At 55.6% G+C, this 13,059-nt stretch carries 13 protein-coding genes; 2 read left to right on the forward strand and 11 right to left on the reverse strand.

Annotation, left to right across the window (positions count from 1 at the left end; genetic code table 11):
* On the reverse strand, positions 1–395 hold a 395-nt coding region (locus B3Z49_RS09365; protein ID WP_296990300.1), incomplete at its 3' end, for a GNAT family N-acetyltransferase.
* Positions 396–495: 100 nt separating this feature from the next.
* Between B3Z49_RS09365 and B3Z49_RS09370 the strand changes: the two genes are divergently transcribed.
* Complete coding sequence (locus B3Z49_RS09370; RefSeq protein ID WP_296990302.1) at positions 496–1,728, forward strand: bifunctional alpha/beta hydrolase/OsmC family protein; 1,233 nt, start codon at positions 496–498, stop codon at positions 1,726–1,728.
* 79 nt (positions 1,729–1,807) lie between these two features.
* On the opposite strand, the gene B3Z49_RS09375 is transcribed toward B3Z49_RS09370, so the two are convergent.
* The 10 genes from B3Z49_RS09375 to B3Z49_RS09420 form a co-directional block, all read right to left on the reverse strand.
* The gene (locus B3Z49_RS09375) at positions 1,808–2,155 is read right to left on the reverse strand and encodes a RidA family protein (protein WP_008891872.1); all 348 of its coding nucleotides are present in this window, start codon (positions 2,153–2,155) and stop codon (positions 1,808–1,810) included.
* A gap of 46 nt (positions 2,156–2,201) precedes the next feature.
* Entirely contained in the window at positions 2,202–3,488 is a 1,287-nt protein-coding gene (locus tag B3Z49_RS09380) for a M20 family metallopeptidase (protein WP_296990304.1), read from the reverse strand.
* Between the two features lie 32 nt (positions 3,489–3,520).
* Positions 3,521–4,666 carry an NAD(P)/FAD-dependent oxidoreductase gene (locus B3Z49_RS09385; protein ID WP_296990306.1) on the reverse strand — a complete coding sequence of 382 codons (1,146 nt, stop codon included), beginning with the start codon at positions 4,664–4,666 and terminating at the stop codon, positions 3,521–3,523.
* Between the two features lie 11 nt (positions 4,667–4,677).
* Entirely contained in the window at positions 4,678–5,721 is a 1,044-nt protein-coding gene (locus B3Z49_RS09390) for a histone deacetylase family protein (protein ID WP_296990308.1), read from the reverse strand.
* Between the two features lie 68 nt (positions 5,722–5,789).
* The gene (locus tag B3Z49_RS09395) at positions 5,790–6,719 is read right to left on the reverse strand and encodes a 3-keto-5-aminohexanoate cleavage protein (RefSeq protein WP_120225938.1); all 930 of its coding nucleotides are present in this window, start codon (positions 6,717–6,719) and stop codon (positions 5,790–5,792) included.
* Positions 6,716–8,092: an aspartate aminotransferase family protein gene (locus B3Z49_RS09400; RefSeq protein WP_296990311.1), complete on the reverse strand. Its 1,377-nt coding sequence runs from the start codon at positions 8,090–8,092 to the stop codon at positions 6,716–6,718. The genes B3Z49_RS09395 and B3Z49_RS09400 overlap by 4 nt, the downstream gene beginning before the upstream one ends.
* A gap of 29 nt (positions 8,093–8,121) precedes the next feature.
* The gene (locus B3Z49_RS09405; protein WP_210518100.1) at positions 8,122–9,219 is read right to left on the reverse strand and encodes an ABC transporter ATP-binding protein; all 1,098 of its coding nucleotides are present in this window, start codon (positions 9,217–9,219) and stop codon (positions 8,122–8,124) included.
* A 104-nt stretch (positions 9,220–9,323) separates the two neighbouring features.
* Positions 9,324–10,478 (reverse strand): extracellular solute-binding protein, encoded by a 1,155-nt coding sequence (locus B3Z49_RS09410; RefSeq protein ID WP_296990317.1) that lies wholly within the window; start codon positions 10,476–10,478, stop codon positions 9,324–9,326.
* A gap of 107 nt (positions 10,479–10,585) precedes the next feature.
* A complete protein-coding gene (locus tag B3Z49_RS09415; protein WP_008891864.1) occupies positions 10,586–11,386 on the reverse strand; it encodes an ABC transporter permease in 801 nt (266 codons plus the stop codon).
* 11 nt (positions 11,387–11,397) lie between these two features.
* On the reverse strand, positions 11,398–12,270 hold the full coding sequence (locus B3Z49_RS09420) for an ABC transporter permease (protein WP_008891863.1): 873 nt from the start codon (positions 12,268–12,270) through the stop codon (positions 11,398–11,400).
* A gap of 172 nt (positions 12,271–12,442) precedes the next feature.
* Between B3Z49_RS09420 and B3Z49_RS09425 the strand changes: the two genes are divergently transcribed.
* Positions 12,443–13,059 (forward strand): LysR family transcriptional regulator (locus B3Z49_RS09425; RefSeq protein ID WP_296990321.1); only part of this gene is annotated, 617 nt, incomplete at its 3' end.

The raw sequence follows: 13,059 nt of genomic DNA on the forward strand, positions 1-13,059 counted from the left end.
GGCAGGCAATAGCCATAAATCTTGTCAAACCCGTAATGATGCCAGCCATGATTGATCAGTGCCGAACTGACTTCATAGGCATAACCCTTGCCCTGATGGGCCTCCGTCACGGCATAGCCGATATCAGGGGCATCAAGCGTGTCACGCTTTACAAAGCCGATCAGGCCAATCGGGCTTTGGCTGTGCTTTTCAAGCGCAACGCACATCCCAAAGCCAAGCTTGTCATAGTTTTCGCGAAAACGCAGATCAATATAGTCCCGCGCCGCCTGAAGGTCATGAATGTTACGATCGCCGATAAACCGAAGCCATCCGGGCTCATTTAACAGCTGAAGAATGAACAGGGCGTCGTCATGCGTGGCTTCTCGCAAAATTGTGCGTTCGGTTTGAACGATCATCACTGAACTGTCCGTGTTACGGTGGCATCAAGAAGGATATTATCGGGGACTATCTGAAATAGCAGTATGATTTCACCCCTCAAAGGTCAGGAGAATGACAATGCCCGGAAAACCGATCAAGGTGACATTTGAAGGGGCCCATGGTGCCGAACTGGCAGCACGGCTGGACCTGCCAACCGGGCCGGTCAAGGCCTATGCGCTGTTTGCCCATTGTTTTACCTGTACCAAGGATCTGATTGCCGCCCGCAAAATTGCCGAGGCGCTGACGATTGAGGGCATCGGTGTGCTGCGGTTTGACTTTACCGGGCTGGGCGGATCGGGTGGTGATTTCGCCTCGACCAACTTTACATCCAACCTTGATGATCTTGAACGTGCGGCCGATTTCCTGCGTGACGCGTTTGAGGCCCCCAAACTTCTGATCGGACATTCACTTGGTGGGGCGGCGGTTCTGGCGGTGGCCGATCGCATCAAGGCGGCAACGGCGGTTGCAACCATCGGCGCACCGGCGGATGTCCATCACGTGACCCATAACTTTGCCGATCATCTTGATGAAATCCGCGAAAAGGGCGAGGCCGAAGTTTGCCTTGGCGGGCGGCCGTTTGTCATTCGCAAGCAGTTTGTCGATGATCTTGGTGGATATGATCTGCCCGCACAGGTGGCAAAAATGAAAAAGGCGCTTCTGGTCTTGCATGCGCCGCTTGATCAGACTGTCGGGATTGAAAATGCCGGCAAGATTTTTGACGCTGCCAAACATCCCAAAAGCTTTGTCTCGCTTGATCAGGCAGACCATTTGCTGAGCGATCCTGATGATGCGCAGTACGCTGCGTCCGTGATTGCCGCATGGGCCAAGCGATATCTGCCGGCAGGCAAATCGGCAAAACCGGATATCGGCGAAGGTGTGATTGTCCGTGAAACCGGCCTTGGCAAGTTCCAGTCGATGGTCATGGCGGGCAAGCACCGCCTGCTGGCGGATGAGCCGGAAAAGGTCGGCGGGCTCGATAGTGGGCCGTCGCCCTATGATTATCTGTCAACCGCCCTTGGCAGTTGCACGGTGATGACGATCCGGATGTATGCCGATCACAAGGGCATTCCGATTGATTCCATCCGTGCTGAAGTCCTGCATCAAAAAGTTCATGCCGATGATTGTGCGGAATGCGGCGAGCAGCATTCGGCAAAAGGCGGCAAGATCGACCGGTTCGAACGCATCATCCGGTTCACCGGCGATCTGGATGACGCAATCCGTCAACGCCTGATCGAAATTGCCGACAAATGCCCGGTGCACAGAACGCTTGAGGCGACATCCCTGATCGTCACGCGCGAAGACCGGGTTTAGCCCGCCAGATTTCCGATGAAACAAAAAAACGCCTGACCGGTTTTCCGTATCAGGCGTTTCTTATTAATGCCAACGTGACTTACGGCTTGGCCGCAATCACAATGAATTCAACCAGGTAATCCGGGGTGGCAAGCTTTGCTTCGCCGCAGGCACGACCCGGGGTGTGACCCTGCGGGACCCATGCATCCCAAACGGCGTTCATCGCCGCAAAGTCTTTCATGTCGGCAAGCCAGACGGTGGTCGACAGGATGTTTTCTTTGCTCGAACCGCATTCGGCCAGAAGCGCATCAACCTTTTCAAGGCATTCCTTGGTCTGGTTGGTGATGTCGCTATCGGGGTTACCAACCTGACCGGCCAGATAGATGGTGTTGCCATGGACAACGGCCTGGCTCATACGCGGGCCGGTGTGAAGACGCTGGATGCTCATGAAACGCTCCTTGTTAAAGCATTGGATATATTATTCGAATTGAGATTTAGGTATCACGCTTTTGTACGCCGCACCAGTCGGCAATGAACAGGGCAAGAACCTCGGTGACTTCCATCATCGACGCAATCGAAACCCGTTCGTCTATCCCGTGAATACGTTCGGCCTTCGGGCCATAACAGGTGGCCGGGATATTGCCATAAATCTGGAAAAAGCGCGCATCGGTTGTCGCGGTCGAGGCAAGGTTTCTGATCTCCTTGCCGGTGACTTCCTGATGAATGTCGCCAATCATCGACATCATCGGATGATTGATATCCATCTCGCAGCCTTCGGCCTGAAAACCGCGATAGGTGATCTCGATTTTGGCCCCCTTGCAAGCCGGGTGGTTATCAAGCGCGCTTTGTTTGACGGCCTCAATGGTTTCGCGGACCTTTTCAAGCTCCATCCCCGGATAGAACCCGACACGGATATCAGCGGTGCAAACCGGCGGCACGGTGGACGCCCATTCGCCGCCTTCAATCTTGCCCAGATTGAAGTTTACCGGATGGACATGCGCGCCAAAGGCCGCATGACGATGGGTCGGATGGTTCCAGATTTCCTCGACTTCCTTCAATGTTTCAAAGAAACCAAAGGCCGCCTCAATCGCGTTGCTACCTGCAGAGGTATCGAGAACATGCGCCGGGCTGCCCGATACATGGATCTGGAACCACATGACACCAAGCTGGGCCGTCATCAGGGTCTGGTTAAACGGTTCGGGAATGATGGCGCAATCGGCCTTGTATCCGGCATGCAGGCAGGCCAGCGCCCCGTTGCCGGTACATTCTTCCTCGATCACTGATTGCAAGGTGACCGGGGCAGCCGGTTCAAGGCCTATATCGTGCAGGGCCTGAAGTGCGTGACAATAGGCAATGATCCCGGCCTTCATATCACCCGCACCACGCCCGTAAATCCAGTCATCCTCGACATGCGGGGTGAAGGGGCCAAACCGCCATTGTTCAGCCGGGCCAGTCGGCACAACATCCATATGACCATTGAGGATCAGGCTTTTCCCCGTCGGGTTTTGCGGGCGATGCAGGCCAACAACGTTTTCGCGCCCGTCATAGCCGTCAATCACCGGCGGGGAAAAGCCCGGCTGATCGCGTAAAGCGCTGATGTCAATCTTGACCCGTTCGACATCGAGCCCCATCGCAGCAAACTTGTCGGCAATCCAACCTTGTGCAGATGCCTCATTGCCAAGCTGGCTGTCATGACGCACAAGCGCGCACAAACCATCAATCGCACTTTGGGTGCGCTTTGAAACAGCGTCACGCAGGGCGGCACGGTCAAACTGGCTCATTGGTCTTTCTCCTGATCGGGCGAGGCCGATGATTACTTGCCGCTAACAAGGGTGGGGCGGGTGGCCGAAAGCGCATCGGTGGTAATGCCAAGCTTTTCCATCTGCGGCGGGACGCCCATGCCCGTGATAATGCTTGCGGCATATTCACCCATCGCCGGTGCGGTCTGAATGCCATAACCACCTTGACCGGCCAGCCAATAGAAACTGTCATCAGCCGGATCAAAGCTTGATACCGGATCGCCATCGGCAAAGAAGCTGCGCAACCCGGCCCAGCTTTCACCCGGACGGCGGACCTCGATGCTGGTCGCCGTCATCAGGCGATCAATGGTAATCGCGATATCAAGTTCTTCGGGCTGCACATCATGCGGCTCGGTCGGTGTGGTGTCGGCCGGCGATACCAGCAGGCGACCGGCATCTTCCTTGAAATAAAGCGTCTCATCGAGGCTTGCGACCAACGGCCAGCCGTGCGGTTTTACGTCGGCTGGCACATCGACCATCACCGCCGTGCGGCGTTTGGGCACGATGCCAAGCGGCTTGATCCCGGCCTTGGTTGCGATCTCATCGGCCCAGGCACCCGCCGCATTAACCACGATATCACCAGTGAAAACATCACCATTGGCCAGCGTGACCTGCCATTTGCCGTCTGCCTTGCCAATCGCGCTGACATCGGCCTTGGTAACAACCGAACCGCCAAGCGCCTTGAATTGGCGGATAAAGCCCCAGTGAAGTGCATGCACGTCAATATCCATGGCTTCTGGTTCATAGGCCACCTTGGCCACCCGGTCGGTATGAATGACTGGCACAATTTCCTTAAGTTCATCGGGCGTCAGTTCAACAAAGTTCGCGCCATTCGCGCGGCCCTCAGTCAGGATGGCATCAAGTTTGGCTTCTTCGCCAGGGGCTGCGGTCATGATGATGCCGCGCGGGGTCAGGATCGGGTTTTCGGTAAACCCGTCTGGCGGGGTCATGAAGAAAGCCCGGCTGGCGGTCGACATCTTGCGGATGATCTTCGGGCCATATGTCTCGCTATAAAGGGCTGCTGACCGGCCGGTGCTGTGATAGCCCGGCTGGTCTTCGCGTTCGAGAACCGTGACGGATTTACCCGCCTTGGCCAAAAAGAATGCAACTGACATTCCGGCAATGCCGCCGCCGATGATCAGGATGTCCGAATGTGTCATGTGGGGCCTTCTTAAATCGGGTTTGTTTTGGTGGTCGCGCCAAAGCCGCTGATAAATTGATAAAGGTTTTCTGCAAGTGTTTCACTAACATAACCACCTTCCTGCACCAGAACGGTCGGGCAGGAAAGGGTGCCAATTTTTTCGCCGATCCGGGCAAAACCATCGGGACTGACCGTCAATCCGCCAAACGGATCATCACGTGATGCATCAAGGCCAAGCGCGATAACAACCGCATCAGCATCGAAATCGTCGATCTTTGCCAATGCCCGGTCAAGCGCATCAAGAAACGCCGCATCGCCGCTGCCAAGGGGCAGGGCCTGATTGTGGTTGAAACCAAGCCCGTCTCGTTCACCGCATTCCTCGGCATGCCCCCAATAGAAGGGATAAAAATCCATTGGATCCGCATGGATCGACAGGGTCATGACATCAGACCGGTCATAGAAAATATGCTGGGTGCCGTTGCCGTGATGCAGATCGACATCAAGGATCGCGACCCGATCATATTTGCGGCGGAGCTCCTCGGCGGCAATCGCACTGTTGTTCAGGTAACAAAAGCCGCCAGCAATATTGCTACTGGCATGATGGCCCGGCGGACGGCACAGGGCATAGGCGGTCTTGGCCCCCTGATCACGCACATGGCGGGCAGCCGCAATTGCGGTTTGCGCACTGGCATAGGCCGAATGCCATGTGGTGGTCGAGACCGGGCAGGACGTATCACCAAGATGAAAGCCTGCCTTGCCCGCCGGATGGCGCGGGTAGGGGCCGTTGCGATCAAACGGGTGGATGTTTGGAATGACCTGTTCCGCACCCCCGACATCCTGCCATTCATCGTGAATGGTCTGCAGGAAGTTCAGATATTGCGCATCGTGAATGGCGGCAATCGGGGCAAGCCCGGCGTCATTGGGGGCATGAAGATCAAGCCCCAGACGCCCGACCGCACCGCGCAGGATTTCTGCGCGTTCGGGGACTTCGGGGATCGGCTTTTTTTCGCCTGCGACAATGAATGTCTTGCCATGATGGCGAAGCTGATCGTCTGAGAAATAGGCATGCATCATCTCTGCCGCCTTTCACATGAAGTGGTCAAACGGTGGTGGCTTTGGTGGTGGCTTCATCCGGCCTGTCGTCAGAAGGCGACCTTGTCGCCACCTTTCAGGCCGAGGATCGCGCGCGCCTCGTCCGGGGTTGCGATTTCAAGCGACAACCCGTCAAGCACCTCGCGGATTTTGCGCACTTGCGATGCGTTGTCCGGCGCAAGTTCGCCCTTCTTGATGTAAAGGTTGTCCTCAAGCCCGACCCGCACATTGCCGCCCATGGCGGCCGACATGCTGCCAAGCGGCATCTGATGGCGTCCGGCACCGAGAACAGAAAACTGATACTGATCACCAAACAGCTTGTCTGCGGTGCGTTTCAGATGCGCCAGATTATCAGGATCGGCGCCAATGCCACCCAGAACACCCAGCACGAACTGAATGAAGATCGGCCCCTTGATCAGGCCGCGATCAACGAAATGCGCCAGGGTATATAGATGGCCGACGTCATAGCATTCAAATTCGAACCGGGTGCCATTGGCCTCACCCAGTTCGGCCAGAATGGTTTCGATGTCCGAAAACGTGTTCTTGAAAACAAAGTCACGGCTGCTTTCAAGGAATTCCGGTTCCCAGTCATGTTTCCATTCACTGCGGCTGGCAAGGGCCGGGAACAGGCCGAAATTCATCGTACCCATATTAAGCGATGCCATTTCCGGTGCAGCTTCACGTGCGGCCCGGATGCGGTCACGCACATTCATGTTCATGCCGCCGCCGGTCGAAATATTGATCACCGCATTGGTTGCTGCCTTGATCTTTGGCAGGAACTGCATGAATACGTCCGGGTCCGGGCTTGGATACCCCGTTTTGGGATCACGCGCATGCAGGTGCAGGATTGATGCCCCGGCATTGGCGGCATCAATCGCCTGCTTTGCGATCTCATCGGGTGTGACCGGCAAATGCGGGCTCATGGACGGGGTATGCACCGATCCGGTAATCGCACAGGTGATGATGACTTTGCGGCTCATGCGAAGGCTCCTGCGACTTCGAGTTCGTCTTGCAGTTCGCTCAATGCCTTGCGCAGCGGCACAAGGATATCGGCAAACTGTTCCTTGGTAATCGTCATTGGCGGGCAGACCATGACATGATCGCCGCGATAACCCCCACGCGTGCGCCGCCAGTAAATGATCAGGCCCATGTCATAGGCGATATCAACCAGTCGGGCTGCCGCCATATGTTTGGGATCAAGCGGCTCCATGCTGTCGCGGTCCTTGACCAGTTCGATCGCCAGCAACAAACCTTTGCCGCGCACATCACCGATCATTGCGAAATCATCGGCAAGTTTGGTCAATTCATCCTTGAGTGCCGCACCATTGGTCGCGGCATTTTCAAGCAGATTGTCTTCCTCGATCACATCAAGGACGCCATTGCCCGCCGCGCACGCCAACGGGTTCCCGGCATAGGTGTAGCCATGAATAAACCCGCCGTGATCAAGAACCGGACCCACGATCCGATCCGGTGCGATCATCGCACCAAGCGGCGCATAACCGGCGGCCAATCCCTTGGATACGGCAAGGATATCGGGAACGATGCCCCAATGCTCGGCAGCGAAATACTTGCCGGTACGACCGGCCCCCGTCATGACCTCGTCATAGATCAGAAGAATGCCGTACTGATCGCAAATCTCGCGAATGCGGCCATAGTAACTGTCGGGGGCAACCAGTGCGCCGGTGGCAGCCCCGCCCACGGGTTCCATAATGAAACCAAGAACGGTTTCCGGGCCCTGTTTGATGATTTCGGCCTCTAGCATGTTGGCATATTTGATGCCGCGGTCATGATCGCTCAGATCATCACGATCCAGATAACACGTCGGGGCGGGAATTTTCGGCTGATCGACCATCATCGGGGCGAAAGGCGCGTGCATCGGCGTATAGCCGGTGATGGCAAGCGCACCCAGTGTCGCACCATGATAGCTCGGAAAGCGTGAAATGATTTTTGTGCGCTGTGCCTGGCCCTTGGCCAGTGCATATTGTCGGGCAAGCTTGATGCAGCTTTCAACCGCCTCTGAGCCGCCAGAAACAAAGAATACGCGCTCAAGATCGCCCGGTGCACGGTCGGCAAGGCGGATGGCAAGGTCTTCGGCCGCATCATTTTCGAAATGCAGGCGATAGGCGAAGCTTGCCTTTTCAAGCTGCTTGGTCATGGCGGCGATCACACGCGGGTCGCTATGGCCGATATTGCTGACCATGGCACCACTCGACGCATCGATATAACGTTTGCCATCGACATCCCACATATAGACGCCTTCTGATCGTTCGATCAGCGGGCGGCGGGACCGGCTTTGATAAAACAGACGGGATTCCCGGTTATGTCCGACGGGGCTTTTGGGATCATGCGTCATTCTGGTGGCTCTCCTGAACCGGCGGAGGATTAATCCTGATGGCCGGGTAACAACACACAATTACGGGCCGCGATATGCATGAAGATATCGGCCCCTTCCTTATGGGGGTGGGCATCAATCGGGTTGATGACCTGCCAGTCGCGGCCATTGGCCTCGACAAAGTAACGGGCCTGTTGGCCCAGATAGTCAACGGTTTTGACCTTGCCGGGGATCGAAATTACGCCATCGGTGGCGCGGTTTTCTTCGGACAGATCAATTTTCTCGGCCCGGATCACGGCGCGAACATCTTTGGAATTCTTTGCCTTGGCGGTCTGCTCGTCCGTGGTTAGCAATGTCTCCCCACTTTCAAGTGCCACTTGGGTAAAGGCGGCATCGGGGCTTCCAAGGTTGGCTTGGATGATATTGGAATGACCAAGGAAGTCGGCAACAAAGGCCGATGCCGGATTGTTGTAAACCTCTTCGGGCGCGCCTTCCTGTTCGACAAAGCCGTTATTCATGACAACGAGCTTGTCGGACATGGCAAGGGCCTCGGACTGGTCATGGGTGACAAATACTGTGGCGACACCAAGCTCGCGCTGGATGCGTTTCAGTTCCACCCGCATTTCTTCACGCAGATTGGCATCAAGGGCCGAAAGCGGTTCATCAAGCAGCAACACATCCGGCTCAATCACAATCGCACGCGCGAGCGCAATACGTTGCTGCTGGCCACCGGAAAGCTGATTGGGATAACGGTCTGCAACATGCGGCAATTGCACGAGATCAAGCGCCTTGTTGACCTTCTCAGCAATGTCGGACTTCGACACCTTGCGGTATTTCAGGCCAAAGGCGATGTTGTCAAAGATCGTCTTGTGCGGGAACAGGGCATAGTTCTGAAACACAAGGCCAAGATTGCGCTTGTGGATCGGCAGGCTGTTGACCCGTTTACCGCGGATCAAAAGATCCCCCTCGGTAATATCGGTCAGACCCGCAATCATGCGCAGCGTCGTTGTCTTGCCACAGCCCGACGGACCAAGGAAAGTTACAAAACTGTTGTCCGGGACGGTCAAATCAATGCGTTTTACGGCGGTGAATTCACCAAACCGTTTAACGACATTGTGCAGTTCAACAGCGTTTTGTCTGTCTGCCATTGTTAAATACCCTGTCTGAATTGCGCCGCACCCGACATAAGGCGGCAAGTCTGTCCTGGCCGGTTGTGCACGGCCAGGACACAGTTTCAGGCAAGCAGGCGGGCTTAGTAGCCGCGCTGCACACGCGAGAACGTTTTCGACCAGTCGGCTTCGTTTTCGTTCCAGTAAGCCGGATCGAAGAAGCTAAGCGACGAGAGTGTTCCACTCGGATCAAATGCCGGCAGGGTCGGGATGACCGCGCCCAGTTCGATCTTCTGCGGATCAAGGGCCGGCGGATAGCTCTGACCTTCGGCAACGGCAATCGCCACTTCTGGCTCCAGCATGAAGTTCAGAAGTTCTTCACAGGCCGCCATCGGGCTGCCACGCAGCACAAACAGGCATTCCTGCCAACCAAGACCGCCAGCCGGATCAAGATAGCCAATGTCATGGCCCTGATCCTGCAGCGCCTTGATGCGGCCAGACCAACCCTCGGTGACATAGATTTCTTCTTCGGCCAGAAGGCTCATCAGTTCGGCCCCCGAAGACCAGTATTTCAGTGCAAGGTCACGGTGCGCACGGACCATGTCCCAAACGGCTTCAATGTCCTGGATGTTGTTCGGGTCCTGATCGGACTGCATTGCGCCGTACCAGATACGGGTTTTCCATTCGCCCCAGCCGCCGATTTTGCCTTTATAGGCTTCATCAACCATCAGCTTGGCGCCCTTGGCCTTGGCTTCGTCGTCGCTGATATATTTGCGGTTATAGGCAATGCCGGTGGTGCCGTAATCATACGGAACGGCCGAAATCGTGCCGCCGGTGATCTTGCGCAGGGGCTCGACCAGTGTCGGAATGACGTTTTTCAGGTTCGGAATGTTGTCTTCATTGAGTTCGGACGTCAGTTCCAGACCGTGATAACGCGCATAGTCAAACACGCCCGACAGGTGGGCAAGGTTGAATTCACCCGGCTGGCTGGCCTTGACGCGGGCAATATATTCGTCCGCACCACCAAAGGTGCCCGACACGACTTCAATGCCGGTTTTCTTGGTATAGGGCGCGAAGGCATATTTTTCGAATGCCTCGGAAACAACGCCGCCCCAACCGTCAAAGCGGACCTGTTCCGGGGTTGCGGCCATCGCCTTGCGGGCCAGTATGCCCATCGGGCCGCCTGTGACCCCGGCAACAACGCCGGCCGCACCCAGTGCGGTCAGGAAAGTACGGCGGTTAATGTCCCCGTCGCGATAGCGATTAAGTAGGCGTTCATAACGTTTGGTATCGTCCATTTAAGGCCTCCTGATAAAACGATATATCCGTTGATCGGTCTTGTTGTTGGTCGTTGTATTCTTGGTGTTATTCTTGGTTTTGGCGGTTGTCCGCATTGTGCAAAAAGTTATTTCGATGCGCCCACCTTACGCATGGCCATGACCCGCGCAATCGATGCCGCCACAAGCGGCAGGGCAATGGTGAAGATCACCATCACAGCACCAAGCGCATTGATTTCCGGGCTGATCGAGTTGCGCAGCATGGCAAAGATCTGGGTCGGGACGGTTTCAACGCCGCCCGGCTTCCAGAACAGGGTGCCGGTGATGTCATCAAATGAAATGGTAAAGGCAAACAGCATCCCGGCCATGACGGCAGGCAACATCAGGGGCAGGGTCACTTCAAAGAAGGTCTGCACAGGTGTCGCGCCAAGGCTCATGGCGGCTTCTTCGACATCACGGCGGATGGACACCAGACGCGCCTGAACCACCAGCACCACAAACGGCAGGGTAAAGACCACATGGCCCATCAACAGAAGCCCAAAGCTTTTGGGCATCGACAGGAACTGCAGGAATAGCAGGAGTGCCACAGCCAGAACGACTTCCGGGATCAGGATTGGGGCAACCAGAAGGGTCGAAATGGTCCGTTTCCCGGGAAAATCGTATCTGACCATGGCAAGGGCGGCGAGGGTGCCAAGCGTTGTTGAAATGGCGGCTGTCAGCACACCAAGCAGAAGCGACGTCTTGAACGCCCGCACAATCGCATCATTGTTCCAAAGCGCTTCAAACCAGCGGAATGAAAAACCCTCGATCGGGAAGCTGCCGAACTGGTTGGCATTAAACGCCAACAGAATGACAACCGCCACCGGCGCAAACAGGAACAGATAAACAAGGATCGTGGCAATTCGGATTACTGACCAACCGGACATCATTTGCTGCTCCCTTACTTAAAGCTCTTGGCGATCTGATCGATGCCGAGATAGCGGGTGTAAATGACGACCAGTGCGCCCAGAAGCGCCAGCAGCACGAGCGAGAGTGCCGAGCCAAGCGGCCAGTTGAGCTGTGTCACGATGGCTTCGAACACGAGGTTGGCAAACATCGCATCACGCGGCCCGCCAAGAACAATCGGGGTGATATAGGTGCCCGCCGCCAGAACGAAGCACAGCAACGATCCCGCCGCCAAACCAGGCATGGACAGCGGCAATGTCACTTCGCGGAAGGCCTGAAAACCGGTGCAGCCAAGGCTTTGGGCGGCTTCGGTCAGGTTCTTGTCGATGCCATCAAGGCTGACATAGACATTCAAAATCATGAAGGGCAGCAGATAATGCACAAGGCCCAGAACAACAGTTTGCTGGTTATACAGCATCTGGATCGGGTCATCGATGATGCCGATTGATATCAAAAGGGTATTAAGCGCGCCGGATGTGCCAAGGATATTGATCCATGACATCGTTCTGATGATGTAGCTGATCCAGAATGGCAGCATCAGCAAAAGCAACAGGAACGCCTTGGATTTCATCCGCGTATTGGCAACGAAATAGGCCGGGATATAACCGACAAACGCGCAAATAACCGTGGTGTAAAAGGCAATCAAAAGGGTCTGGAACAGGATGTCGCGATAAAACCGGTCGCCCAGAACTTCAATCCAGTTATCCAGATAAAAGCCAACCTGATCCGCACCGGTCGCGGTGCGCAACCAGAATGAATAAACGACAATGAACAGCATTGGCACAATCAGCAGCAGGCTGATGGTTGCCAGTGATGGTGATAGCAGTACCCACGGAGTCCTGCGGGCTCCGGCGACATCTGCGGCCATTTGTGCCTCCCGTTATTGTCTGCGGTCAGTGCCGCACCCGGTTATTTGGCCGTGAAGAAATTTGTTGGAGGCATTCCAACCCAGACTTGCACATAGCGCAAATAGATAAGTAGAATAGATCTCATAGCCATTATCTATGTGTGGTGCTGGAAATGTCGGAAAGGTCAGCAGAATGAACGATTTAATGCGTCGGCAGTTCGACTGGAACCTGCTGCATACCTTTACCGTTATTGTCGAGGAACGCTCGATCACCGGGGCGGCCAACCGGTTATTGCTGCGCCAGCCCAGTGTCAGTAACGCCCTTAAACGGCTTGAAGATCAGATTGGCGCGCGTCTGATTGACCGTGAACGCGGCCGGTTTGAAGTCACCGAACAGGGCTTGGCGCTTTATCACGAATGCCGCGAAATTTGCGGTGCCATCGGCCGATTGTCGGATGTGATGTCTGATAGTGGCAATCAGCTGACCGGGCATTTGCATATGTGGCTGGCCAGTCATGTGGTGTTTCCACCCCTTGATGATGCCCTGTTTGAATTCAATCGGGCTCATCCCGAAGTCACCTATGAAATCGATGTCGCGACCTCGGTCAATGTCGTCGATCAGGTACTGTCACAGCAGGCCAGCTTTGGCATCTGTCTGGTCAAGGAACGCCATCCCAGACTGGAATATCGCCGTTTGTATCGCGAACATTTCGGTTTTTTCTGTGGTCCGACCCATCATTTGTTCGGTCAAAAGGACCTGACCCTGGCCGATTTGCGCCGCGAGGCATTTGTGTCCTTTGCAACCGACCA

The sequence above is a fragment of the Thalassospira sp. UBA1131 genome, assembly GCF_002311515.1.
Taxonomy (GTDB): domain Bacteria; phylum Pseudomonadota; class Alphaproteobacteria; order Rhodospirillales; family Thalassospiraceae; genus Thalassospira.

What these genes read in the sequence shown, in the direction of transcription:
- B3Z49_RS09370 (WP_296990302.1), top strand. Translation starts at nt 496, where the DNA reads ATGCCCGGAAAACCGATCAAGGTGACATTTGAAGGGGCCCATGGTGCC.
- B3Z49_RS09375 (WP_008891872.1), bottom strand. Translation starts at nt 2,155, where the DNA reads ATGAGCATCCAGCGTCTTCACACCGGCCCGCGTATGAGCCAGGCCGTT.
- B3Z49_RS09380 (WP_296990304.1), bottom strand. Translation starts at nt 3,488, where the DNA reads ATGAGCCAGTTTGACCGTGCCGCCCTGCGTGACGCTGTTTCAAAGCGC.
- B3Z49_RS09385 (WP_296990306.1), bottom strand. Translation starts at nt 4,666, where the DNA reads ATGACACATTCGGACATCCTGATCATCGGCGGCGGCATTGCCGGAATG.
- B3Z49_RS09390 (WP_296990308.1), bottom strand. Translation starts at nt 5,721, where the DNA reads ATGATGCATGCCTATTTCTCAGACGATCAGCTTCGCCATCATGGCAAG.
- B3Z49_RS09395 (WP_120225938.1), bottom strand. Translation starts at nt 6,719, where the DNA reads ATGAGCCGCAAAGTCATCATCACCTGTGCGATTACCGGATCGGTGCAT.
- B3Z49_RS09400 (WP_296990311.1), bottom strand. Translation starts at nt 8,092, where the DNA reads ATGACGCATGATCCCAAAAGCCCCGTCGGACATAACCGGGAATCCCGT.
- B3Z49_RS09405 (WP_210518100.1), bottom strand. Translation starts at nt 9,219, where the DNA reads ATGGCAGACAGACAAAACGCTGTTGAACTGCACAATGTCGTTAAACGG.
- B3Z49_RS09410 (WP_296990317.1), bottom strand. Translation starts at nt 10,478, where the DNA reads ATGGACGATACCAAACGTTATGAACGCCTACTTAATCGCTATCGCGAC.
- B3Z49_RS09415 (WP_008891864.1), bottom strand. Translation starts at nt 11,386, where the DNA reads ATGATGTCCGGTTGGTCAGTAATCCGAATTGCCACGATCCTTGTTTAT.
- B3Z49_RS09420 (WP_008891863.1), bottom strand. Translation starts at nt 12,270, where the DNA reads ATGGCCGCAGATGTCGCCGGAGCCCGCAGGACTCCGTGGGTACTGCTA.